The 25481-nt window shown below is 33.9% G+C and carries 26 protein-coding genes; 10 read left to right on the forward strand and 16 right to left on the reverse strand.

Going from position 1 to position 25481, the window contains the following annotated elements:
• Positions 1–60: 60 nt before the first annotated feature.
• Positions 61–468 carry a YtxH domain-containing protein gene (locus tag IRZ78_RS19210; RefSeq protein WP_194618060.1) on the reverse strand — a complete coding sequence of 136 codons (408 nt, stop codon included), beginning with the start codon at positions 466–468 and terminating at the stop codon, positions 61–63.
• A 145-nt stretch (positions 469–613) separates the two neighbouring features.
• On the reverse strand, positions 614–1513 hold the full coding sequence (locus IRZ78_RS19215; protein ID WP_194618061.1) for a NifU family protein: 900 nt from the start codon (positions 1511–1513) through the stop codon (positions 614–616).
• A 143-nt stretch (positions 1514–1656) separates the two neighbouring features.
• On the opposite strand from IRZ78_RS19215, the gene IRZ78_RS19220 reads away from it, so the two are divergent.
• Together IRZ78_RS19220 and IRZ78_RS19225 are read left to right on the forward strand one after the other, a co-directional pair.
• Positions 1657–2649 carry a type IX secretion system membrane protein PorP/SprF gene (locus IRZ78_RS19220; RefSeq protein WP_194618062.1) on the forward strand — a complete coding sequence of 331 codons (993 nt, stop codon included), beginning with the start codon at positions 1657–1659 and terminating at the stop codon, positions 2647–2649.
• Between the two features lie 9 nt (positions 2650–2658).
• Positions 2659–3177 (forward strand): gamma carbonic anhydrase family protein, encoded by a 519-nt coding sequence (locus tag IRZ78_RS19225; RefSeq protein WP_194618063.1) that lies wholly within the window; start codon positions 2659–2661, stop codon positions 3175–3177.
• 62 nt (positions 3178–3239) lie between these two features.
• Here IRZ78_RS19225 and IRZ78_RS19230 read toward each other — a convergent pair whose 3' ends face one another.
• The 6 genes from IRZ78_RS19230 to IRZ78_RS19255 form a co-directional block, all read right to left on the reverse strand.
• A complete protein-coding gene (locus tag IRZ78_RS19230) occupies positions 3240–3956 on the reverse strand; it encodes a LytTR family DNA-binding domain-containing protein (RefSeq protein ID WP_173972201.1) in 717 nt (238 codons plus the stop codon).
• A gap of 102 nt (positions 3957–4058) precedes the next feature.
• Positions 4059–4769, reverse strand: coding sequence for an intradiol ring-cleavage dioxygenase (locus tag IRZ78_RS19235; RefSeq protein WP_194618064.1), 711 nt, complete (start codon positions 4767–4769; stop codon positions 4059–4061).
• A gap of 12 nt (positions 4770–4781) precedes the next feature.
• The gene (locus IRZ78_RS19240) at positions 4782–5906 is read right to left on the reverse strand and encodes a sensor histidine kinase (protein ID WP_194618065.1); all 1125 of its coding nucleotides are present in this window, start codon (positions 5904–5906) and stop codon (positions 4782–4784) included.
• Positions 5907–6245: a DUF4907 domain-containing protein gene (locus tag IRZ78_RS19245; RefSeq protein WP_229029124.1), complete on the reverse strand. Its 339-nt coding sequence runs from the start codon at positions 6243–6245 to the stop codon at positions 5907–5909. It abuts the gene before it with no gap.
• Positions 6229–7236 carry a kelch repeat-containing protein gene (locus tag IRZ78_RS19250; protein WP_194618066.1) on the reverse strand — a complete coding sequence of 336 codons (1008 nt, stop codon included), beginning with the start codon at positions 7234–7236 and terminating at the stop codon, positions 6229–6231. Before IRZ78_RS19250 ends, IRZ78_RS19245 begins: the two co-directional genes overlap by 17 nt.
• 16 nt (positions 7237–7252) lie before the next feature.
• Positions 7253–8095, reverse strand: a complete 843-nt coding sequence (locus tag IRZ78_RS19255) for a DUF6268 family outer membrane beta-barrel protein (protein ID WP_194618067.1) — start codon at positions 8093–8095, stop codon at positions 7253–7255.
• A gap of 231 nt (positions 8096–8326) precedes the next feature.
• On the opposite strand from IRZ78_RS19255, the gene IRZ78_RS19260 reads away from it, so the two are divergent.
• Together IRZ78_RS19260 and IRZ78_RS19265 are read left to right on the forward strand one after the other, a co-directional pair.
• Positions 8327–9655: a DUF4270 family protein gene (locus tag IRZ78_RS19260; protein WP_228520537.1), complete on the forward strand. Its 1329-nt coding sequence runs from the start codon at positions 8327–8329 to the stop codon at positions 9653–9655.
• Entirely contained in the window at positions 9656–10891 is a 1236-nt protein-coding gene (locus IRZ78_RS19265; RefSeq protein ID WP_194618068.1) for an aromatic hydrocarbon degradation protein, read from the forward strand.
• A gap of 4 nt (positions 10892–10895) precedes the next feature.
• Here IRZ78_RS19265 and murI read toward each other — a convergent pair whose 3' ends face one another.
• The 8 genes from murI to IRZ78_RS19305 all read right to left on the reverse strand — a co-directional run bounded on the left by murI (position 10896) and on the right by IRZ78_RS19305 (position 19325).
• Positions 10896–11672, reverse strand: coding sequence for a glutamate racemase (gene murI, locus IRZ78_RS19270; protein WP_194618069.1), 777 nt, complete (start codon positions 11670–11672; stop codon positions 10896–10898).
• Positions 11673–11826: 154 nt separating this feature from the next.
• On the reverse strand, positions 11827–12330 hold the full coding sequence (locus tag IRZ78_RS19275) for an OmpH family outer membrane protein (RefSeq protein WP_194618070.1): 504 nt from the start codon (positions 12328–12330) through the stop codon (positions 11827–11829).
• 15 nt (positions 12331–12345) lie between these two features.
• The gene (locus IRZ78_RS19280) at positions 12346–13350 is read right to left on the reverse strand and encodes an OmpH family outer membrane protein (protein WP_194618071.1); all 1005 of its coding nucleotides are present in this window, start codon (positions 13348–13350) and stop codon (positions 12346–12348) included.
• A gap of 47 nt (positions 13351–13397) precedes the next feature.
• Positions 13398–16145 carry a POTRA domain-containing protein gene (locus IRZ78_RS19285; protein ID WP_194618072.1) on the reverse strand — a complete coding sequence of 916 codons (2748 nt, stop codon included), beginning with the start codon at positions 16143–16145 and terminating at the stop codon, positions 13398–13400.
• Positions 16078–16818: an isoprenyl transferase gene (locus IRZ78_RS19290; protein ID WP_194618138.1), complete on the reverse strand. Its 741-nt coding sequence runs from the start codon at positions 16816–16818 to the stop codon at positions 16078–16080. Before IRZ78_RS19290 ends, IRZ78_RS19285 begins: the two co-directional genes overlap by 68 nt.
• A gap of 4 nt (positions 16819–16822) precedes the next feature.
• Entirely contained in the window at positions 16823–17512 is a 690-nt protein-coding gene (locus IRZ78_RS19295; protein WP_194618073.1) for a DUF6089 family protein, read from the reverse strand.
• A gap of 173 nt (positions 17513–17685) precedes the next feature.
• Positions 17686–18573, reverse strand: a complete 888-nt coding sequence (locus tag IRZ78_RS19300) for an NAD kinase (protein ID WP_194618074.1) — start codon at positions 18571–18573, stop codon at positions 17686–17688.
• Between the two features lie 92 nt (positions 18574–18665).
• The gene (locus IRZ78_RS19305) at positions 18666–19325 is read right to left on the reverse strand and encodes a CBS domain-containing protein (RefSeq protein WP_194618075.1); all 660 of its coding nucleotides are present in this window, start codon (positions 19323–19325) and stop codon (positions 18666–18668) included.
• 116 nt (positions 19326–19441) lie between these two features.
• Between IRZ78_RS19305 and IRZ78_RS19310 the strand changes: the two genes are divergently transcribed.
• The 6 genes from IRZ78_RS19310 to clpX all read left to right on the forward strand — a co-directional run bounded on the left by IRZ78_RS19310 (position 19442) and on the right by clpX (position 25401).
• Positions 19442–20155 carry a pyridoxine 5'-phosphate synthase gene (locus IRZ78_RS19310; RefSeq protein WP_194618076.1) on the forward strand — a complete coding sequence of 238 codons (714 nt, stop codon included), beginning with the start codon at positions 19442–19444 and terminating at the stop codon, positions 20153–20155.
• Positions 20156–20245: 90 nt separating this feature from the next.
• Entirely contained in the window at positions 20246–21010 is a 765-nt protein-coding gene (locus IRZ78_RS19315) for an alpha/beta fold hydrolase (protein ID WP_194618077.1), read from the forward strand.
• A 151-nt stretch (positions 21011–21161) separates the two neighbouring features.
• A complete protein-coding gene (locus tag IRZ78_RS19320; protein WP_194618078.1) occupies positions 21162–21506 on the forward strand; it encodes a phage holin family protein in 345 nt (114 codons plus the stop codon).
• A gap of 117 nt (positions 21507–21623) precedes the next feature.
• Complete coding sequence (locus IRZ78_RS19325) at positions 21624–22946, forward strand: trigger factor (protein ID WP_194618079.1); 1323 nt, start codon at positions 21624–21626, stop codon at positions 22944–22946.
• 372 nt (positions 22947–23318) lie between these two features.
• On the forward strand, positions 23319–23993 hold the full coding sequence (gene clpP, locus IRZ78_RS19330; protein WP_055095106.1) for an ATP-dependent Clp endopeptidase proteolytic subunit ClpP: 675 nt from the start codon (positions 23319–23321) through the stop codon (positions 23991–23993).
• A gap of 175 nt (positions 23994–24168) precedes the next feature.
• Positions 24169–25401: an ATP-dependent Clp protease ATP-binding subunit ClpX gene (gene clpX / locus IRZ78_RS19335; RefSeq protein ID WP_194618080.1), complete on the forward strand. Its 1233-nt coding sequence runs from the start codon at positions 24169–24171 to the stop codon at positions 25399–25401.
• Positions 25402–25481: the final 80 nt, after the last annotated feature.

A 25481-nucleotide genomic window follows, 5' to 3' on the forward strand; every position in this document is an offset into this window, starting at 1 on the left:
GAGAAGGCGTATTAATGCTGCAAATATAGATATATTTATTTTATTAGAAAAAATGAGTCCTTATTCCTTAGGAGGAATCGTATCAATAACTTCGTCTGTTGCGGTTTCAGTTTTTTCAGCAGTATCTGCTGCAGTTTCGACCACTATGGTTTTGGTTGTGCTGGATGTCTCGGTTGTTTTTTCTTTTACAGAATCGATTACGTCACTTAACGAATCCGAAGCTTTTTCGACATATTCGCTTACTATATCTTTTGCCTTGTTCGCATATTCAGCTGCACTTTCAAGGATAGGTTCTGATGCTTCTTTTGCTTTTGCAATCGTTTCCTCGGCAAAAGTTTCTGCTTTGTCAATATAAGGAGCGGCAGCTTCTTTTGCCTGCTCAAACTTAACCTCGGCCTGATTGGCCAAATCTGTAGTTGAATCTTTGGCTGAGCCAAATAAATTCTTGAAAAATGAAGATAATCCCATAGTTTTATATTGATTGGTTTAGAATACAATATTAAACTATTTTTATCACACTAAAACGGAATAATTTATTGAAAATTAAGGAGATATGAATTCAATAAAAAAGCGCCTCATTTGAGGCGCTTTCTATATTTTTACGAATAAATAATTATGCATTTACAGCTTCTACTTTGATCGCTTCATCATTCAACATACTTTTTAGCATATTTTCGATTCCGCTTTTCAAAGTAAAAGTAGAAGAAGGACAACCGCTGCAGGCACCTTGCAAAATTACTTTTACCGTTTTGTCGTCTTCATTATAAGAGTCAAAAGCAATGTTTCCACCATCAGCCGCAACTGCAGGTTTCACGTATTCTTCTAATATATTGATGATTTGTTGAGAGGTAACATCTAATTTATCAAATGCTTCATCTTTTGTAACATCATTTTTAGTGGCAACTTCAATTAAACTTTCATCTAAAACAGTTCCTCCGTTCTCGATATATTGTTTGATAAAAGTTCTTACTTCTAAAGTAATTTCATCCCAATCGTTGATATCATATTTAGTTACCGAAATATAATTCTCATCAATAAAAACTTCTTTTACATACGGAAATTTAAACAATTCTTTTGCCAGTGGAGAAGAAGCCGTCTGATCGATATTTTTATACTCAACGGCATTTTTGGTCAGCATTCTGCTTACTACAAATTTTAAAGCAGCAGGATTAGGAGTGGTTTCTCCGTAAACCGTGATAGGTTGCTTTTTAGGCGCATTCTCATCCATTTTTATGATGATACCGCCTTTGTCTACAAATGAGGCAATTTGTTCAGCAACAGCATCTTTTACATCATCCCATTCCACAATACTGTATCTTTCGATGGCAATAAAGTTTCCTGAAATATATACCGTTTTTACAAACGGAAGATAAAATAATTGTTGTGCTAATGGCGATGCTTGTGCTTCATCGATATTTTTAAATTCAAAATTTTGATTTTTTGTAATGAAATCTTCAAATTCGAACTTTAGTATAGTTGGATTTTGAGTTTCTTTTATGGTGATTTTTGTCATGATTTGTAATTTTCCACAAATTTAGTAAAGTTATTTTCTACTAATACCTATATTTGATTTTTTAATAAAATAATTAAGACTCTTTTCAAATAAATCGTATTAAATTGTGAGAGTCTAAAATTTATACCAACAAATTTGCCTTTATGAAATTTAGAATCAGGGTTTTATTTATTTTTTTAATCGTAACATCTTATTCCTATTCGCAAGAAGGAATACCCGTTTATTCAGATTATTTATCAGATAATTATTACTTGATTCACCCCTCAATGGCAGGTGCTGCCAATTGTGCTAAAATAAGATTAACAGCTAGAAAACAGTGGTTTGGTCAGGAAGATGCACCACAACTTCAAACCTTAACTTTTAATGGTAGAGTAGGCGAACGATCAGGGGCCGGAATTATTATTTTTAATGATGAAAATGGTTATCATTCGCAAAAAGGAGTAAAGCTTACTTATGCGCACCATATTATGTTCTCCAGAGATGAAATCGATCTAAATCAGCTTTCATTTGGTATTAGCGGAGGAATAATTCAGAGCCAGCTTGATGAAACTAAATTTGGAGGAACTTTTGACCCAATTGTTTTTGGTCAGATTCAAAAGGATTCTTATTTTAATATTGATGTTGGAGCCTCTTATAATTATCTTGATTTTTATGCCCATGCAACAGTACAGGGATTATTAGAAACCAGAAGAGAATTGTACACGGACTACGAAAGTGATAATGTTAGAAAGTTTTTATTGAGTGCCGGATATGTTTTTGGTAAAAGCAATAGTATTACCTGGGAGCCATCGATTTTATTTCAATTATTTGATAAAACACAGCAAAAATCTATTGATTTAAATATGAAGGCTTATAAAAACATGGATTTTGGTAGCTTGTGGGCTGCATTATCGTACAGAAGAAGTTTTGATGGCGTACAATATAGTAACTCAAATAATGGAGTAGCTTCTCAAAAATTGCAATATATCACACCTATAATAGGTGTAAACTATAAAAACTTTATGTTTGCTTATACATATTCTCAGGTTACCGGCGATGTGAAATTTGACACTGGCGGATACCATCAAATTACTTTGGGAATTAATTTATTTTGTAAAAAGGAACGTTACGATTGTAATTGTCCGGCCATTAATTAAATTTTTATCATGCTTATAAAATCTGTAAACGGAAAAACCCCTTCGATCCCTGAGGATTGTTATGTTGCTGAAAACGCTACAATTGTTGGCGACGTTGTTTTTGGAGATTCCTGCAGCGTTTGGTTTAATGCTGTAATTCGCGGCGATGTAAATTTTATTTCGATTGGGAATAAAGTGAATATTCAGGATGGGGCAATTATACATTGTACCTATCAAAAACACCCCACTATTATAGGAAACAATGTTTCGATAGGACATAATGCTATCGTGCATGGATGTACGATTCATGACAATGTTTTGATTGGAATGGGGGCCATAGTAATGGATAATTGTGTTGTAGAAAGCAACTCAATTATAGCTGCGGGAGCTGTTGTTACTCAAAATACAATTGTACCTTCTGGAGCCATCTACGCAGGTGTTCCGGCAAAAAAAGTAAAAGATATTGACCAGTCAGACTTTGCAGGCGAAATTGAACGTATTTCGAACAATTATGTCATGTATTCGGGTTGGTTTAAAAACGAAGAATAAAATTTTTAAATTCCAAAAAATAATCCCGATAGGTATCGGTTTTTTTTGGGAATTTAAAAAACTTACAAGTTGATTCTTTCGAAAAAAGCATTTTTATAACTTTCGCTTATCGGGATTCGTTTGTCGCTAATCAAAACTTTATTTTTCTGAATCGATTTTACATGTTTTATATTAATGATATACGACCTGTGAATTCGGGAGAATCCTTTGCTGGAGAGTAAGTTTTCCAGCTTTATTAAACTGATTAAAGTCAGCGTGAATTTATTATCTGTCGTGTAAATTTTGACGTAATCTTTTAAACCTTCGATAAATAAAATATCTGAAAAATTCATTTTGACGTTTTCATATTCTGCCCTTACAAACATAAAATCCTGTTCTAATTCAGGAGCAGTGGTGTTTTCAGAAATGGCCTGAATGGCTGTTGAGGGGTTTAAAACCTGTTGCGCACGTACAACCGATTTTAAAAAACGATGAAACGGAATAGGTTTTACTAAATAGTCTACAGCACCCAGGTTAAAACCTTCTACGGCATAATCAGAAAAAGCAGTTGTAAAAATAACCAAAGGCTTTTTTTCGATTGTATTTAAAAAATCAATTCCGGAAAAATGTGGCATCTGAATGTCCAGAAAAATCAAATCAACATTGTTTTGGTTTATAAATGAAACGGCATCGATAGCATTATTAAAGGTACTGATGAGTTCGAGCGAATCTACTTTTCGAACAAAATCTTCTAATAATTCAACCGCTAAAGGTTCATCGTCTATAATTACACATTTCATTTGTTGAAGATTTAGATTTAAAGATTTTATTTGGTGCTCAAAAGTAGTTTTAAACCAGTAAATTAAGTTTTAAAATTATCATAAAATACGGATTATGCTCGATTATCCTTTTACAATAATTGTTTTGCTTAAAGTATAACCATCTGTTAGATTACCTGTTAGGGTAGCTAATTCATCAGCTAAACTGTCAGAGAAGACATTGTCTTTTGTGTTCGAAGTATCGGCCTGGCCGTGAGCGGCATAGTTGGTACTCGAATATACGGTACTCGAAATAGTTTTGGGAAAAGCAATTTGTGTTACCAGTAATGATGAGCCGCTGGCGCTCAAAACGTCAACATGTATATGCGGTGCCCTGCCCTGATACCAGCCAGGAAAAATCGAAAGAAACGAAACTTCTCCTTTTGAATCTGTAGTTTGTCTGCCTCTTAAAAAATGAACTGAGGTATAATCCGTTTGTTGCATTGAGGTTCCGCCGTATTCTGAATAATTTCCGTCTTTGGCGCAATGCCATACATCGACCAAAACACCGGCCAATGGCGAGCAATTATTGTTTTTATTTTCGATAACTAAATTAATAAGCAACGCAACTCCAATTCTATCAGATTTTATGTTTTCTAAAACTAACTGACTAGGTGTTTTAATAGGGAATGGGCCTTTGGTTTCTGATGGAGAAACAGAACAGCTTCCATCTCCAAAAGTGTCTGAACCGGAATCATCATTGTCACTTTTAGAACATGATTCTAATAATTTAGAAGCTGTGGCCAGTGAAGCAATTCCTAAGATACCATTTCGGATGAATTTTTTTCTGTCCATAATCCGTTATCTTTAATTTATTGCGGTCTGAATTTTGTCTAATTTTAAATTCAAATGCACACGATAATAGTGATTGTCTTGTGTAATGTTGAGTTCGTGTGCATTAGGATAAAGCAAGTCCAGTCGGTTTTGAATGTTTACCAATCCAATTCCTGAGTTTTCAGGATCTTTAATATAGTTTTCAATAGTATTTTCGATCCAGAAATCAAGACTGTTTTCAAGAATAAAAATCTTAATTTTTACATGTGCGGCACCTTTGTAATCGGTTCCGTATTTAAACGCATTTTCAACAAACGAAATAAGCAATAAAGGTTCAATAAACTTGTTTCGGGTATCACCGTGTACATTGATAACAATGTCTTCGATATTGTTGAGCCTGAGTTTTTGTAACTCGATATAATTCTGGATGTAATTGACTTCTTTTTCTAAAGCCACCGTTTTATTATCTGTTTCATAGAGCATATAGCGCATGAGCTCTGATAATGTTACGATGGCATCAGGGACCAAATCAGATTTCTTGTGTGCCAGTGAATAAATACTATTTAAGGAATTGAATAAGAAATGCGGATTGGTCTGTTTGCGCAAATAAATCAATTCGGTATTTGTTCTGTGTGTTTCTGCAATTAATTTGTTTTGCTGATTGTTATAAAATTCTGTAAGCGTTCTAATAATAGCGCTTATGGTAATAATTAAGATATAAAAAAATGAAGGCCCAATTTTAAAAAATAAAGGCTGTCTTGTTGCTAACACTGCAGCTCTTACTCTTCGGCCTTTATACATTAATTTAAAATCTTCTGGCGGTATGGTGTGCATAATGTTGCTAGGCTTTAATTGTCTTACCTGCGAAAAGTCAGGAATAAAATAATTAATCCTTATAATCATAAATAATAAAATAAGAGCAAATACAAATACAAAATACAACCAGTATTTTTTTTCTAAAAGTAATACGGGAACCAAATAAAAGTAATTGAGATAGAACAGGATAATTCCTGTAGCCCATTGTACATAAAAATCATTGTTGATCCTGAACGGACTTTCGTAAAACTGAATTAATGAAGTCAGAATGAAGAAAATCCATATAATGCAATGAAATAAAATTTTATTTGAACTCGTGTTTCTGATAGTATCTATTGTCATTTATAATTTAATTTTTAATAAAATTAAATCATTTTTGGTTACGGTTGGTGATATGTTCTGATTGAGTTTGTTTACTACTAAATGAGCGACCTTTAAGGCGTCACTTTCACTAGTAAAACTTTTAGTGTCGCTTATTACCGGAATCACAGACTGCCTGATTATAATTTTATTTTTAAAAGCAATGGAATAACCCCAACCTGACGTAGTTCTAAAGGATTCCGTTTTAAAATTTTCATTTTTCACACAAGCTGTAAATAGTAAAACCGGTAAAAGCAACATTAAATTCTTCCGGATTTTACTCCAGAAGAATTGTTTTTTATGATTAATTATCGTCGTCACTTTGTTCGTCTAAAGGTTTAAACTCCCAGGCATCATCAAAATAGGTAGAACCTACTCTTCCAAGCATATAAAAACCACGATTGTTTATGGCAAAACCAACTGCATCTGTTCTGCTGGCTCCTTCCATTGGGGTTCTTTCTACCCATAAATCTGTTGATGGATTGTATTCCCAGGTTGTTTTTACATTTTCTCCTCCCACAATATATCCTAATCCGTTCATGGTGAAACTAGAAGCATTCGAACGAACAATTGCGTATTCATCATTGTAAGAATAATCATCATCTGTGTCCTTATCTATATCACGTTTTCTGGTCCATACATCTGTAGCAGGATCAAACTCCCAGAAATCTTCCTGATAAACTCCGTTATTAATTCCGGTTCCAAAATATACTTTGTTTGCAATTACAAAAGCAGTAGCATTACGGCGTTTATTTCCACTAAATCCGTTTACAAGTGTCCATGTATTGGTCAGGTCATTGTACTGATAAAAATCTTTAAGGTAATTTCCGTCATAGCCAGTTCCAAAATAAGCCTTTCCGCCAGCCTGAAAACCTACCGCAGCATAACGTCCTGTTCCTGCAAAATCAGCTTTTTGAGTCCAGCTATTACTTGTAGGGTCGTATTGATAAAAGTCTTTTAGTTTATTGGTTCCATCGTAGCCAAGACCAACATAGCCTTTATCATTAAGTGTAAAACTAGAGGCAGAGCTTCTTCCAATTCCTGTAAAATCAGCTTTTTGTTCCCAATAATCTCCGGTAGAATTGTACGCCCATAAATCTTTTAAATAAACGTCACCCGTATAACCTGTTGCTACATAAGCATAATCTCCAATAACAAAACTGGTAGCACTAGATCTTGCAGGTCCATCAAATGCCGATTTTTTAATCCAGTTTCCTACTAAATCATCGTCGTCATCGTCGTTGCTGCAGCCAATAAAAAAGAGGCTTGAAAACAATGCCGCGAATAATATTCCTTTTTTCAAATTATTCATAGTGTATTAAATTTATTTATTGTTTGTATTTAATGCCAATTCCTAAAACATAACCATTACCGGTATTAAAGTCATATACTTTATGATTGTCCTTATCGATGAGGTTGTATTTTTTATTAAAATCATATCCGGCTTTAAAATTTAGAAACCAGTTTTTGTCTACATTTCTTTCGTATTCAAGTGCCGTAGTCATTTGCGATAAGCTCACTTTTGAGGCATTGTTACTTAGATTATTTTCTGGGTCTAAATGATAAAAATTACCATTGAAACTATTGTTTACACTAAATTTGTTTCGAATATTGTTTGAGTATGAAATTTTTGAATCCGGAAACCCAATGAGCAAATAAGCTTCGTTGTTTACTTTGTAGTTTAAGGATGCAACAGGCAGGAATTTAGGAGAACCAAAAATGCTTGTTCTTGCCATTCCAATGCTGAAAAACGTCTTTGAACTGAGTTGCTGCTGAACCTGAAAACTTCCTAAAAGGGTGAAATCATTACTGTCTAAATTACTTTGAAAATTTACCGTTGGCGTAATCGAAAAATTCATATTTGTTGTTTTTGAAATCTTGCGAGAAAATTCAAACTTGTTCTGAATCTGATTAAACTGATCCAAATTCGTATACGTAATATTGCTGTCTAATTCATAATTCACTTTCAAATTAGAATATTCTAATATGTTTGTTATTTTGTTTCTCGAACCTATTTCTTTAATAAACGTTATACCAATATTGGTTTCATTAAATTTAATCTTATCGGTAGGTTCTGTTTTTGCATTCGCATATACTGAAAAGTTCTCCTGAGCTTTCATGCTGAAAATTGAAATCAAAAAAAACGAACAAATTAAAAACCTTGTTTTCATTACTTATTTATTGGTTCAAAAGTAGGTGGCTAGTGGTTTTAAAAAAAAGAAGATATATGTACGGTACTTTTTGATAGACTAAATGGCACTTTTTAAGGCTGAGTGAAGTATTTGATGGTATTGATATGTTATAGATGTTTTTTTGCCTTTTATAGTCTAAAAACGCTTGGTTGTATATGTTATAGTGTAGTGCAGGAGAGTGCAATTTATATTTGTTCAAAAAATTTGAATATGCACAAGTTTATATTGATGTTGTTTTTGGCAATAACCGTAATTTCATGCGGAACTGATTCTGATGCCGGCGAATTTGTTGTAGGGTCAGATTATCTCGCCGTAGGTAATAAAGTTATTTTAATTGATACCGTTACAGTGGAAATGTCTACGATAAATTTTGACTCTCTTGTCACCTCCAGTCAAAACCGTATTTTGATAGGGAGTTATGAAGATCCCATTTTTGGGGAAGTAAAATCGAACAGTTATTTTCAATTGGCTTCAAATTCGTATGTATTAAATAGTAGCGGTTCTGATACAGAAACGACCAATTATGTTTTTGATTCTATTTCGATGATTCTAAAATATGATAACTATTATTATGGGGATACCACAAAGGTGCAAACTTTTAATATTCATCGACTAACTCAAAAAGTAAAGCCTAATACCGAGGATAAAAGCTTCTATAATAATTCGTCATTGACCTATAGTGACGAAAGTTTAGGAACAATATCTTATAAACCCAGGCCAATTGAGAAAGACTCTGTCAATATTAAAATGAATGATGCTTTTGGAGCGGCTCTCTTTCAGAAATTAAAGAAAAGAGAAATTACAGACTTTGATAGTTTTAATGAATATCTAAAAGGTCTCGTTCTTGTGCCGGTAACTTCAAATTCTACCAGCGTTATTGGTTTTCATGTTGCAACAAGCAAAGTCCGGCTGTATTACTCAAAGTATCAGGCAGACACTGAACAAGTTTCTTTTATACTAGATTTTACTATTACGGATGCTGCAAAACAATTCAATGCCATTTCATCCGACAAAACGGGAACTTTACTTGAAAATTTACCTGTATCGAGCAGTAAACTTTCAAGCGCATTAACCAATAAGCAGGGATTTATTCAATCGGGTTCAGGTGTGGCGTGCAGGATCGATTTTCCGAATATCAAGCAGCTTAAAAAGATAGCTGCCAATGGAGCAATTGTAGATGCTAAAATTCTTCTGAAACCTGTTAGTAATACGTATTCTCAAAATTATCCTCTGGCTGATTCCTTAAAGATTTATGTGGCTGATAATTTGAACAGGTTGAGCGGTTCATTACAGAATTCTGCAGGAACTGCGGTTTTTGGTATTCTCAATAAAAAAACTGATGAGTTTAATGAAAACATTGGATATACGATCCCTATTGGTACTTTTTTGCAAAAAGAAATGCTAAAAAATACAGATTCCCGATCCTCTCTTATCCTGACATTACCTTCAATTTCTAAAGCCGTGGGTCGAATTGTTTTAGGTGATCAAAAAAACTTAAACAATAAAATCCAGCTTAAAATTTATTACATCTCTTATTAAATGAAAAGTAAATTCGTGTATTTAAGTTGCTTCATGGTTTTGTCGCTAACTTCGTTTTCGCAAAGTATTTCAAGTTCGCCTTATTCGTTATACGGGGTGGGTAGTTTATATGATGCTGATTTTGGTGTAATTCCTTCCATTGGTTCATCGGGAATTGCTTTGCCATCAGATACTTTTATAAATAATCTAAATCCGGCAGCATTAGGATATTTACCTCAAAATCATTTTATGTTTGACATAGGAGGAAAGGCTATTGCAACAACTTATCAAAACAATTCGAAAAGCGAAAGCCGCAATAATTTTCAATTTTCGCATATTGCTTTTGCCTTTCCGGTTACTAAAAATTCGGGATTTAGTTTGGCTTTAAAACCGTATTCGAGTGCTGCATTTAAAATTTCAAACTTAAAAATGCCTATAGAAAATAGTCAGGATTATTACTATTTAACTGCTATGGGGTCTGGCGGATTAAATAATTTTGATTTTTCATACGGCTATCGATTTGGAAAAAAATTATCTCTTGGAGCGTCGGCAGCTGTATTGTTTGGAAATACAAGTGACGATCGAAGCTTTTTGATTTCGAATTCGATTACCAGTATTCAGAAAAAAACAACGTATAACGGCTGGCGTGGTACATTAGGAGCGCAATATAAAATTGATTCTACTTTTACCATTGCTACCACATTCAAACTACCGGCTCAAATTAAAGCCTCAAAGGTACAAACGGTTCAGACTATTGCAGATGATGTTGTCACTACTGTAGAGTCTAATGTTAAATCGGATACAGACGATTACTACGTGCCTTTAGAAATGGGTTTTGGAATCAGTAAGCGTTTTAAAAATAATCTGAACATGACGTTAGATTACGAAAAAAGTTTGTGGAGTAATAGTAATCAGTCTGAGTTGTATGGCAATTTTGTCAATCAGGATCGATTTGCACTTGGCTTTACGTACAGAACTAAAAAGAATGTTCGAAAATATTGGGATCGAATTCAATATGCGACAGGGGTAAACTTTGATACCGGTTACCTGGAAGTCGACGGAAAACGCATCAATAATGCAGCGGTTTCTTTTGGGCTTTCTTTGCCGCTTGAAAATACATATTCGGCTTTGAATATTTCGTATTCGTACGGACAAAAAGGAAGTATTTCGAACAATTTAATAAAAGAAAACTACCATAAACTATCTCTTAATTTATCATTAGACGGAATATGGTTTATTAAACGAAAAATAGATTAAGGGATTAAAAGTCTTTTTGAATTACAGGATATTTGTATTCTAAAATTGATTTTAAAACCTCTGGATTTGAATTGACATAAAATACAGGATCACTTTTTTGATTGTCATTAAAACCCACTTTATCGCGCAAAATATTTTGAGTTTGTCTTGCGACCGCTTCTCCCGAATCAATAATCTGAATATGTTCGGGCAGGATTTTTTTAATCTGAGGAATTAAGTAAGGGTAGTGGCTACAGCCCAAAACAAGATAATCTATATTAGCATCGATCATAGGCTGCAGGTACGATTCTAGTAACTGAGTCATTTCAGGAGAATTTAGATTTCCATCTTCAATAAGCTGAACAAGTCCGTAGCCCACCTGTTCAATTATTTTAGTGTTCTGGAACATCTCTGCCGTTTTATTAAATAACTCGCTATTCAACGTTCCTTTAGTTGCTAAAATGCCAATTACTTGTGTTTTTGAGTTATTGGCGGCCGGCTTTATGGCGGGTTCAATTCCTATAAAGGGGATATCATAATTAGCACGAAGTTCTAAAATAGCATTTGTTGTCGCGGTATTGCAGGCTACGACAATCAGTTTGCAATTCTGATCAAGTAAAAAATCAACATTTTTTTTGCTCAGGGCAACAATCTCTTCTTTTGTTCTCTGACCATAAGGAGCATTTTTACTATCGGCTAAATAAATAGTTTTTTCGTTTGGAAGTAAGTCGTGAATGGCGCTCCAGATGGAAGTTCCTCCAATACCAGAATCAAAAATGCCTATAGGATTGTTATTCGTCATGCTACAAATTTAGTGTTTTTTGAAATAAATTAGTATTCCAATTTAGGTGAAATGTGCGAATATTTCGGTTTTTTAGTTTTAATTAAATGTAAAAAAAAACTGCTTAAATCTTTTACAAGTTTAAGCAGTTTTTTTATTTTAAGAAATCTGTTTTTTAGAATCCTAAATCTTTTTTTACATCAGCAGTCAAGTTTGGACCGTCAGCTAATAAAAGAGTAGAACCATCTAATACATATTGGAAACCTTTAGCTTTTCCAACTTTTTGGATAGAAGCTCTCACTTTTTCCATTAATGGTTTTACGATGTCAGTTTCTTTTTGTTGTAATTCTTTTTGAGCGTTGTCTCTGTAGTCAACGATTCTTTTTTGCATGTCCTGAACTTCTTTAGAACGTTCTGTGTTTACAGCTTCTGTTACTGTTGCAGCTTCAGCTTCATACTTTTTGATTTTTACTTGGTATTCGTCAACCATTTTTTTGTATTCTGCATCGTATGTACCACTTAATTTTTGTAATTGGTTTTGTGCATCCAGCATTGCAGGCATTTTCGACATAATCTCGCTAACATCAACATGAGCTACCTTAGCTTGTGCGTTCATTGTGTTACTTGCTCCTAAAACTAAAATGGCAGCAATTAGTAAAGTTTTGATTTGTTTCATCATTTTTAAAAATATTAATTAATTATTGGTCGTATTTGATTTTTGTGCTTCGGCTTCTTTTGCTTTTTTAGCCGCTTCTCTTTCTTCTAAAATTTTCTTTCTTCTCTCTTCTAATTCTTTTTTACGTTCCTCGTAAAGCTTTTGTCTTTCTGCTGCTTTGTCTACTGCAGGCTGAGTTGTTGTTGTCGCTGCAGGTTGTGCTGTTGCATCAGTTTTTGTAGCGTCTGTTTTGGTTGTCTCTGTTTTAACTGGTTCAGAAACCGTGCCATTTTTTTTCGCTTCTCTTTCAGCTGCAATCGCTTTTCTTCGATCGTCGTATTCTTTTTTCTTAGCTTCCTGTTCTAAACGTCTGTCTTCAATTAATTTTTCTCTGGCAGCCCTTTTCTCGTCTAATACTTTTTGTCTGTCCTGCATTGCCGGATTTTCATCAATAGCATTTTCTATTTTTTCTTTGGCTTCCTGATCTTTCAATTGTTTTTTAGTCAGTTGCTCACGTTTATCAGTACGGTTTAAAACACGAATAACCTGATCGCTAATATCAAATCTTTTATTACTAAAAAGCATTGTTAAATCGGATGATTTATCAAAGATAAAATCATAATTTTTAGCTTCTGCTATATCCTGAACTGCGGTAAAAACCTGATCTTGTATCGGCTTTGCCAATGCTGCCTTTTGGTGGATCAAGTTTCCGTTAGCTCCAAATTGTTTGTCCTGATAAGTCAGCATTTCATCTTCCAGAAATTTAATTTCTGTTTCCCTTTCATCAATAAGTTCCTTGGTAAGTAAAGCTCTTTCGGCTTTAAGTCCCTCTTTAAGTTTATTGATCTCGAGTTTTTTGGCTTCTATATCTTGTTTCCACTTTTGAGCTTTTAACTCTAATTGAGCCTTAGCTTCTTTATAATCTGAAACATTTTCTAGAATATATTCCATGTCGATGTAACCAATCCTTGTCGTCCTCGTCTGAGCCTGACTAGTATATGCTACAATCAAAGCTGAAAATATAAATAAAAATTGTTTTCTCATAATATTAGTCTATTTGAAAATTTCAAACAAATGTACTAAAATTTCTACTAAAACTGTTGTCCAATAATAAAGTGAATTTCTTTACCGTGTGCTTTAGTCTCTCCCGGTTGAGGATCAAATCCATAACCCCAGTCAATACCTAATAATCCAAACGCAGGCATGAATACACGTAAACCAACACCAGCAGAACGATAAAGGTCAAATGGGTTGTAAGCTTTAAAAGTTGGGTATGATGAACCAGCTTCTAAAAAGGCCAACGCATAGATCGATGCAGATGATTTTAATGTAATTGGATAACGTAATTCCATAGAGAATTTGTTATAAATCGTTGCTCCAATTTGCTCATTGTTGGCGTTTACAGGAGTTAAAGAGTTATTTTCATAACCTCTTAATCCGATAGTTTCTCTACCATCCATTGAGTAACTCTGCATTCCGTCTCCTCCTAAATAGAAACGTTCAAACGGTACAACACCTCTTGTTTGATCATAAGCACCTAAGAAGCCAAACTCGGTTAATGTTCTAAGAACTAATTTACCATACAGTTTAGTATACCAGTCTGCTTTAAATTTAATTTTATAGTACTCTAACCAATTGTATTTCTTTTGATCGACTTTCCCCTGGTCAGTATCAGCACTTGCATAATCAGATCCAACACTTACAGTTCCGGGCTGGCCGTTTATTACTTCAGTTTTTACGTAATCACCTGTATTAAGAGGCTGCCCGTCTGCACCTGAGGTTGGTGATCCTGTATATTGTGATTTGTATTCTTTTTCATTTTGTAAATTCCCGTAATCAATACCATTAAATAATGAATAAGGAGGCGTTACTTTTGCAGAAATACTAAAGTCTGAACCGTAAGTTGGGAATATTGGGTTAACCCCTTTATTACTTCTTGAAAGTCCTATTGTATAAGCTAAGTTTCTTGATGCTCCGTTACCAAAAGTAAATAATCCTGTGTTGTAATTATTTAAATCATAATGTTGGTAACTCACAGATTGTGATAATACAAAATAATCATCCGGCACAGTAAGGCGTTTTGCTAAACCTACTTGTAATGTTAAGATGTTAAAACTTTTGCTTTTATCTACACTTCTTGTAGCATAGTTATTTAAGAATTGTTTACTATAAGAGATAGATGAGCTAAATTGTACTGGTTTTTTACCTCCGAACCATGGCTCTGAGAAAGAGATACTATACGTTTGGAAATAAGTACTTCCTTGTAAACGAAGTGATACTTTTTGTCCGTCTCCCATTGGTAATGGCTTGTAAGACTCTTTGTTGAAAATATTTCTGGCAGAGAAGTTGTTAAATGACAATCCTAAGGTTCCAATGAAACCTCCACCACCATAACCTCCCTGAAGTTCAACCTGGCTGGATCCTTTTTCTACTACGTGGTATTCGATATCAACAGTTCCTGCACTGGCATCAACATTCTTGAATTTTGGATCAATTGCCTCAGGATCAAAGAATCCTAATTGTCCAATTTCACGAATAGTTCTAACCAATTGTTCTTTACTGTATTTTTCTCCCGGCTTAGTTCTAAGCTCACGGTAGATAACGTGGTCATTGGTTTTGTCATTTCCTACTACAGATATTTTATTAAAATAAGCAATAGGTCCTTCTGTAACCCTGATTTCAAAATCGATAGTATCGTTTACTGTTTTTACCTCTACAGCATTGATATTAGAGAACAAATAACCATTGTTTTGGTATAAGTTTGTAATGTCTTCTGCATCAGGTTTTGTTTTATCAGCGATACGTTTTTCAAGTAAAACTCCGTTGTAAGTTTCACCTTTTTTAATTCCTAAATAACGGCTTAATAATTGATCCGGATACACTGTATTTCCTAGGAATTTAATATTACCAAAGTAATATTTGTTTCCTTCTTCCATCTTTATTTTAATGGCAAGCATATTTTTCTTCTTGTTATAAGTAACAGAATCATAAATAATACGTGCATCACGATATCCTTTTTCTTTATAGGTAGCAACAACTTTTTCTAAGTCGGTTTTGTATTTTTCAGGAATAAACTTTGAAGATTTTAAAATACGAAGTATATTTTTTTGCTTTGTATCTTTCATCGCAGCTCTTAATTGAGAGCTGGTAAGTTGTTTGTTTCCAATGAAATCGATACTGCTGATTTTTACTTTATCACCTTTGTCTACCCGAACGAGCATATTTACGTGATGACCGTTTACCGTATCAAGAGTATTTGTAATAGTAACTTTGGTGTTGTAGAAGCCGTCTTTTTTATACTTGTTTTCGATATAATTTTTGGTTGTCGTAATTAAGTTTTCGTTGACAATTTTGTTTTTGGTCAAATTGTTGTCCTTAATTAGTCCTTCGACTTTGCTTTTCTTGATACCAACGAATTTTACTTCATTTAGTTTAGGAAGCTCAACAATGTTAAGATCTAAATAAATACTATCATTTTCGATTTTATTGACGTAGAAGGCAATTTCATCAAATAGACCAAGTTTACCTAACTTTTTGATAGCGCCACTGATTTCTTCACCAGGTACGGCTATTTCCTGTCCTTTTTGGAGGCCGGAAAAGGTAACAACAGTTTGTTCATTGAAGCTTATTTTACCAACAACAGAAACTTTAGCAAGAATATATTTTTTTCCCTGATCAAAAGGAACTCTTTCTTGTGCTTTTATTTGTGAAAAACTACCCAAAAGAACTAGGGTAAGGACTATTTGTATTCTTTTTTGTAACACTAAAATATTATTTAATTTGTTCACTGGTTTTTCCAAATCTACGTTCTCTTTTTTGATAACTAATAATAGCCTCATATAAATCTTGATCTTTAAAGTCTGGCCACAAGACGTTAGTAAAATATAATTCTGCATAGGCGATTTGCCACAGCAAAAAATTACTTATTCTATGTTCTCCACTTGTTCGTATTAATAAATCTACGTCAGGTAAATTTTGCGTGTAAAGATGCTCATTTATAATTGAATCGTCAATAGCGTCTATTGAAATTATATTATTTTTAACTTTATCACTGATGATTCTCACGGCATTTACCAATTCTTCTCTTGATCCGTAACTTAAAGCCAGGGTTAGAGTAAGACGGGTATTATTTTTTGTTTTGTCTATTACATCCAGCAACTCTTTTTGAGCTGATTTTGGTAATTTGTCAAGATTTCCAATTGCATTAAGTTTGATATTGTTTTCCTGCAAAGTAACAAGCTCTTTTTTTAATGAATTGATTAATATTTTCATTAATGCTTCGACTTCTAATTTAGGACGATTCCAGTTTTCTGTAGAAAAAGCATAAAGCGTTAAGTACTCAATGCCAAGTTTGGCACAAGTGGTAATTGTTTTTTTTACAGATTTTGTTCCGTTTTCATGACCAAATGCTCTTAAAAAACCTTGTTGTTTTGCCCAACGGCCATTTCCGTCCATAATTATGGCCAAATGTTTGGGTAAGTTTGTGTGATCTATAGAGTCTTGTAAATTCATTTTATTAATATGCGCAATAGCAAGGTTTTTGTCCAAAGGTATAAGTTAAAGTGATACCTGAAAACACATACCAGTCATTATTATTTAAATTTCCAAATTTCAGTACGTTTGCACTGTTTGTATTGGGGTTACTTCCGTCGATATTATCTGTAAAGGTGTAGCGGGCTCCAACTTCGGCTCCTAAAACCCAGTGCGGTGCTATATTCGATTTTATACCTAATATAATAGGTATAGCAAACGAACTTCCGTTTTGCTTTTGCATTACGTCTGGATTGGTTATGTTACGATACAATTGGTCATAAAGAAAAAAACTTAATCCCGAATATATATAAGGAGTAACTTTTGTATGGTAATCATGCAGATTAAAATCGAAAAAATTAAATTCTAAACCGGCAGACAGTTCTTTTATGTCATTTTTAAAACTATAACCTCTCAGGTTTCGTCCTGTTTCTTTCGAATCAAGGTCATTTCCGGCTACGCTTGATTGCGTATAGGAAAAACGATACGCATGACGCGGACTTTTATTCCATTTGTATAAAATACCAACAGCCAGCTTTTCAGGAGCAATATAAGTAGTACTTCCTACGTCACCAACAAAGTTACTTCCACCAAGAAAAACACCAATCTCATTGATTTGAGCATTTAGTGTGATAAAGGGGAAAAAACATAACAATAAATTAAAAATTTTCTTCATTTAATTCAAAATTGCGTGCAAATATAATAATTATCGATACGAATCAACGTTCCTTTAGTTAAATGTGCTTTTTTTTAAATTTACAATATGATTTTGAGACATTTAATGATGATTCGATACATGCAGAACGGCAAAATGTGGTATTATCGTATAGTTGTGAATCATAAAAGAGCTTAATTTCTCTTATCCTCTCCCCAAAGTAATTTATTTCGTAAGGTTTTTAAGAAAGTTTCTCCTGGGATTTCGATCATATTTATTTTAAAATCAGTTTTTCTGATCGTTAAAACCGATTCGTTTTTTACCGAGGCAATTCTGGAATCTAACGAAACTAAATATTGGTCTTCTCTTCCTGAAACACGAAGTTTAATCTCGGTGTTGTCCGGGATTACAAGGGGTCTGGCGTTTAAATTATGTGGAGCAATTGGTGTAATGACTAAACTTTCGACATTTGGGGTCAAAATAGGGCCTCCACAGCTTAATGAATATCCTGTAGAACCGGTAGGTGTGGAAATGATCAGGCCATCTGCCCAGTACGAGTTTAAATATTCATCATTTAAGTAAGTATCAACCGTAATCATCGATGTGGTGTCTTTTCGGCTCACAGTTACTTCATTCATGGCGAAATTCAGATTCTCTTCGATTGCATCATTTTTTGGATCACAAGTTATACTGAGTAAAGTTCTTTCAGAAATCGTATAGTTTTTGTCAATTACAAACTGTAAAAAATTATCAATACTTTCTTTAGGAACTGTGGCCAGAAATCCTAATCTTCCTGCATTGATTCCTAATATGGGAACGCCTGAGTTACGAACTAATGTTGCGGCTCTTAAAATGGTTCCGTCGCCGCCAATACTAATTAGCATATCAAAACTATCATCTAATGATGTACTGGACGAAAAAGTTTCATATTCTTTTTTAACAAGTTGTTTTTCGTGAAGCATTTCCAGAAAGTTTTCTTCAATAACCATTTCGACATTGTTGTTTTTGAAAAACAAAAAAATATCTTTGATAATGGGTTCCGTACTGTTTTGATAATACTGTCCGTATATGGCTACTTTCATTCTTTCTAATTAGATAATAAGGGAAATGTGTTAATTTGATACTTTATTAGTTGAGATCATTTTCTAATTTTCTCATTGACCAATTTTCTAATTTATATATTAAGGTATTTGTCCAGGTAATCTGAGCGCTCTTTCAGGCTATTGATGTAAGCGTCTTCCTGATGTTCTGAAATAATTTCATAGCCATATCTTCTATAGGTCTGAATAATTTCATTCATTGGACCAACGCCAATTTTTATGGTAATCTGAACATTCTCCAGATCAGCTTCAGATACAAAACAGCCCAGGATTTTACCATTATTGCTTTCTACAATTTGGGTTACCTGACCCATAGAATAATCTAAAAGCCCTTTTTGAACGATAATGATACCACCTTGCTCTTTTAAAAATGGAGTTTCCTGAAAAAATTTCATGATATCTTCCATTTCATAGTAGCCAATGTAGGCATTGTTTTCGTCAAGAACCGATACTACATTGGTATGATTCTTTGCAAAAACTTCTAAAACATCAAGCCAGATCATCGATTTTCGGGCAAAAAAACGTTCCAGAGTGTATTTGTAATCTATAACTTTTTTATCTGTGTCAAAAGTTTCGACATCATCAGCAGCGATACTTCCAATGAAAATTCCGTTTTCCAGAACCGGAAAATGCGAAAAATTCAAATCAGCAAAAAAGTCCTGAACCGTGGCTATCGTTTCCTGACTATCTATCGCTCTGAAATCATTGGTGATATAGTTTGTAATTTCTGTCATAAATCTGTTAAGGATATTTCATGCAAAATAATCAAAAAATAGCAAAAACTGCTACGTTTTACTTTGTATTTTTGTCGTAACAAATATAGTGTTACTAGAATTAATTATCTATTTATATGACAAAGTTAAGTGTAAATATCAATAAAATTGCAACCCTTCGAAATGCGCGAGGAGGAAATGTTCCTGATTTATTAAAAGTAGCCACCGATATCCAGAAATTCGGAGCACAAGGAATTACCATTCATCCACGTCCGGATGAGCGTCATATTCGTTATCAGGATGCACGCGATTTAAAAGCAATCGTTCATACAGAATATAATATCGAAGGAAACCCTCAGCATAATTTTATCGATTTGGTTTTAGAATGCAAACCAACCCAGGTAACATTAGTTCCGGATGCCATTGGAGCAATTACCTCTTCTGCAGGTTGGGACACGATAAAAAATCAGGATTATTTGAGGGAAGTAATTCAGGAATTTCAGCGTAACGGAATCAGAACTTCGATTTTTGTTGATCCGGTTTTGGATATTATCGAAGGAGCAAAAAAAACAGGAACAGACAGAATCGAATTATATACCGAGGCTTTTGCATACCAATATGATTTGGGAAACAAAAACGGAATTGATCCTTATGTGAAAGCAGCAGAATTAGCCAACGAATTAGGCTTGGGAATTAACGCCGGTCATGATTTGAGTTTAGATAATATTCAGTTCTTTAATCAAAATATTCCAGGTTTATTAGAAGTTTCTATTGGTCACGCTTTGATTGCTGAGGCATTATATCTTGGTTTGGATAATGTGGTGAATATGTATTTGAATAAATTGAAATAGATTTTCAAAAAAAATGAAGAAAATTCAGGAGTTGCTTGCGTAGCTTCGTATGATCTTTAAGGATAAAATAAATATTTAAAGTAAAATTTAATGTTATACTCAAAAATAGAAGGCGAAGGAAAACCATTTATCATCATGCACGGATTCTTAGGAATGTCTGATAACTGGAAAACTTTGGCAGGACAATATGTAGAAGCCGGATTTCAGGTTCATATCTTAGATTTACGAAATCACGGCCGTAGCTTTCATTCAGACGAATGGAGCTATGAGGCCATGGTGCAGGATGTTTTCGAATATTGTCAGGCCAATCAATTAACTAAAATTGACATTCTTGGCCATTCGATGGGCGGAAAAGTAGCCATGCTTTTTGCCACCACACATCCTGAAATTGTAGATAAACTAATTGTGGCCGATATTGGGCCTAAATTTTACAAACAACATCATCAGGATATATTGGCAGGTTTAAATGCCATTGATTTTTCGGTAAAACCAAGCCGAAATGATGTCGAGGCAACTTTGTCAGAATACGTTCCTGATTTTGGAACCCGACAATTTTTATTAAAGAATTTATATTGGCAGGAGCCAGGACAATTGGCTTTTAGATTTAATCTTGCTGCTTTCAATAATAACTTAGACGCCATTGGAAAAGCTTTGGCAGATGATTTGGTTTTCGATAAACCAACCCTGTTTATTCGCGGAGGAAATTCAGGATATATTCAGGATTCAGATTTTGATGCCATACGTCAGCAATTTCCAAACGTTAAGTTCGAAACAATTCCAAACGCAGGACATTGGCTTCACGCCGAAAATCCTAAATTGTTTTTTGAATTAACGACTGAGTTTTTAAAAGATTAAAAAAAGTCGCCACAAATTTTAATTCAATATTGACTCAATTTTAATTGGTGAAAATTGGTGAAATTTGTGGCAAAAAAAATCATTTTAATCTGTGGCAAAAAAAACAGTGTAAAATTCACTACTTTTAATCTAACTTTAAAAATCAAAAAATATGAAAATATTACTTAGACTCCTTGTTACTGCTGCCTTGGTGTTGTTAATCGCTAATTTTTTAACTGGGGTTCATGTCGCGAGTTTTGGCACGGCAGTAATCGTTGCGATTGTTTTAGGATTGCTAAATCTTTTTATAAAACCAATATTGGTTATCCTGACTTTGCCTGTTACCTTTATAACTTTAGGTTTATTTTTATTGGTAATTAATGCCATCATTATTTTGTTGTGCACCAATATTGTCGGAGGTTTTGCAGTCGACTCATTCTGGACCGCATTGCTGTTTAGTGTTATACTGTCTGTTCTTCAGTCGATTACTTATAAAATTTTAGGAGACGATAATTAAATCAAAATATAAAGCGGGCTAAAAACCCCTTCAAATACAATAAATTAAAAACTTGGTTGGGTTGCAAAAATTTTATAATTTTGCAACCCAATTTTATTATGTAAATTAAAGAAGAAGATGGATATTAAAAGAGTAGCAATAGACGCTGTGAATGAAACAATTGTAATGACAGTTGTTCACATGGATTATAAAGGTCAGGTAGCAAAAAGAATAAACGAAAAAATGCCATTGGCAACCGTTAAAGGTTTTAGAAAAGGACAAGTTCCTAAAGACCTTGTTGAAAAACAATACGGAAAAGCTATTAAGCAAGAAGAAGTTAAAAAAGTAGTTGATTTGGCTTTAGAGCGTTTTGTTCAATCTGAAAGATTAAATCTTTTAGGAACTCCTCTTGCTAAAGAAAACGAAAACTTTGATTGGGATGCTGAAGAACTAACTTTCGAATACGAAATTGGTTTAGTACCAAACTTTGAAATTGACTTAGAAGCGAAAAATGATATCGTAAAATATATCGTTACTGCTGATGATAAATTAATCGACGGACAAGTAGAACGTATTCAAAAACAATTTGGAAAAGCAATTCCACAAGATAAAGTTGAAGCTGATTCAGATTTAACCGGAACTTTCGCAAACGAAGAAAAAGGAATCAACAATACTACTACAATTGCTGTATCTACTTTTAACAAAGCTGCTGCTGACAAATTCATCGGTAAAAAAGTTGGAGATGTTGTTACAGTAAGCACAAAAGGTTTATTTGCAGATGACCACCAATTAATGGATTATTTAAAAGTAGCTCATGATGATGTCCACGGATTAGATATCGAGGTAAACTTTACTATCGAAGCAATCAACGGAGCAGAATTGGCAGAATTAAACCAGGAATTGTTTGATAAACTTTTTGGTGAAGGAAAAGTAGCTTCTCTTGAAGATTTAAAAGCTAAAATCAAAGAAGATGCTGAAGCTCAATTCGCGCAACAAGCAGACCAAAAATTATTATTAGACGTTCAGGATTTCCTAATCGAAAATACAAAATTTGATTTACCAGCTGAATTTCTTAAAAAATGGTTACAAACTGTTGGAGAGAAAAAACTTTCTGCAGAAGAAGCTGAAGTTGAATACGCAAGATCTGAAAAAGGATTACGTTTTCAATTGATCGAAGGAAAAGCAATGGCACAAAGCAATATCCAAATTACATTCGAAGACTTGAAAGCTTTTACAACAAACGCGATCAGACAACAAATGGCTCAATTTGGACAAACAAACCCAACTGACGAAGAAGTACAAGGAATCGTGGCTAGAGTATTATCTAACCAAGAAGAAGTGAAAAGACTTTCTGAGCAAGTAGTAGCAGAAAAATTGTTAGAAGTGTTCAAAGAAAAAGCAAATCCAACAACTAAAGAAGTAACTTACGAAGAATTTATTGCTGCGTCTTACGGAGAATAATTTCTAAAACAATAAGTATATTTGAGCGTCGGGAAGTTTTTTCCTGACGCTCTTTTGTTTTAATTTATTTTTGATTACTTTTCAGAAGCTAATTCAGCTATTCGTTACAAGTTTTTTTATGGCTGCCTTTTTTTGTAAGGCAAAAAAAGAGCTTCCGTTGGTCGCTTTTTTTTACCAACAAAAAATAGTTGCCATTTCAAAAAGCTTTTTACTGCTATCTGGGCTATTTAAAAACAAGTTCAAAAACTTGAAACCTGAAACGAAATTAAACTTGAAACAAAAAACCAAGACAAATTGACATCCTTTAGAAAGAGGTACAACCTTTGATGAAGAGTAGATACAGATATAACATAAACTTAGAACACTTAAAATATGAACTACGGTAAAGAATTCAAAAAATTTGCTACAAAGCACCAGGGAGTAAATGCAATGTACTACGACAAAATCGTAGCAGCAATGAACCCAACAAACATGACTCCATATATTATCGAAGAGCGTCAGTTGAATATTTCTCAATTAGACGTATTTTCAAGATTAATGATGGACAGAATCATCTTTTTAGGAACAGGTATCGACGACCAAATCGCAAATATCGTTCAGGCTCAGTTATTATTTTTAGAGAGTGCTGATGCATCAAAAGACATTCAAATTTATCTAAATTCTCCAGGAGGAAGCGTTTACGCAGGTCTGGGAATTTACGACACTATGCAATACATTAAACCAGATGTAGCTACAATTTGTACAGGTATGGCAGCCTCAATGGGAGCAGTTTTATTATGTGCAGGAGCAGCAGGAAAACGTTCGGCTTTACCACATTCAAGAGTAATGATTCACCAGCCATCAGGAGGAGCACAAGGTGTTGCAACTGACATGGAAATCAACTTACGCGAAATGTTGAAACTAAAAGATGAATTGTACCATATTATCTCTCAGCATTCAGGACAAACTTTTGACAAAGTGCACAAAGACAGTGAGCGTGATTACTGGATGAAAGCTGACGAAGCAAAAGAATACGGAATGATTGATGAAGTATTAAGAAGAAGCTAATTTTTTTTAATGTTCAAAGTTACAAAGGGACTAAGGTTCTAAGATTAACTTGAAACTTGAAACAAATTAAACTTGAAACAAAAAAAATAAAAGTTAATAGCTTGCTAAGTTTTTGAGGTTTTATTGGTAAATCTCAGAAACTTAGTAACTTTGCGACTTATGTAACTAAAAAAGAATGGCTAAAGTAGTATTAGAATGTTCGTTTTGTGGAAGAAAGAAGCCAGAAACCAATTTATTAATTGCAGGTATAAATGCACATATCTGTGATAAGTGTATTGAACAAGCACACGGAATTGTAATAGAGGAATTAAAATCAAGCGGAAGCGCGAAACTTGTTGGGGATTTAATTTTAAAGAAACCAAAAGAAATCAGAGCTTTCCTGGATCAATACGTTATTGGTCAGGATCAGACTAAAAAAGTAATGTCGGTTGCGGTTTACAATCACTACAAACGTTTAATGCAACAGCAATTAGACGACGAAGTAGAGATTGAAAAAAGTAACATCATTATGGTAGGACAAACCGGAACCGGAAAAACATTGGTAGCCAAAACTATCGCAAAAATGTTAGACGTTCCTTTGGCTATCGTTGATGCAACCGTACTTACTGAAGCTGGTTATGTGGGTGAAGATGTCGAAAGTATTTTGACACGTTTGCTGCAAGCTGCTGATTATGATGTAACCAAAGCCGAAAGAGGAATTGTATTTATTGATGAGATTGACAAAATTGCCCGTAAGAGCGATAATCCATCGATAACACGTGACGTTTCTGGTGAAGGAGTACAACAAGCTTTACTGAAATTATTAGAAGGAACAGTTGTAAATGTACCACCAAAAGGAGGACGTAAACACCCAGACCAGAAATTTGTTGAGGTAAATACTCAAAACATCCTGTTTATTGCAGGAGGAGCTTTTGATGGAGTAGAACGTATCATTTCGAAACGTTTAAACCGTCAGGCAGTTGGATATTCTACTTCTAAAAATGTGGATAATATCGATAAAGACAATTTATTGCAATATATCATTCCAAAAGATATCAAAGACTTTGGTTTGATTCCTGAGATCATTGGTCGTTTACCGGTTTTAACGCATATGGATCCTCTTGACAGAGAAACGTTACGTGCGATTTTAACGCAGCCTAAAAACGCCTTAATCAAACAATATCAAAAATTATTCATGATGGATGATGTTGAATTTAATATTTCAGATGAAGCATTAGATTTTATTGTTGATAAAGCTTTAGAATACAAATTAGGAGCTCGTGGATTACGTTCGTTATGCGAAGCCATCTTAACAGATGCGATGTACGAATTGCCAAGTTCAGACGATAAAGTGTTGACAATTGATAAAGATTACGCAAAACATACTTTGAATAAAAATCTATTGAAGCGAATGGAAATTGCTTCATAAATCTTGATATACTTTGTCAAAGTTTGAAACTTTGACAAAGTATACCTAAAACCTGCTCCAATAAAAGAGCAGGTTTTTTT

The sequence above is a fragment of the Flavobacterium sp. CSZ genome, assembly GCF_015350725.1.
In the GTDB taxonomy this organism is placed as follows: domain Bacteria; phylum Bacteroidota; class Bacteroidia; order Flavobacteriales; family Flavobacteriaceae; genus Flavobacterium.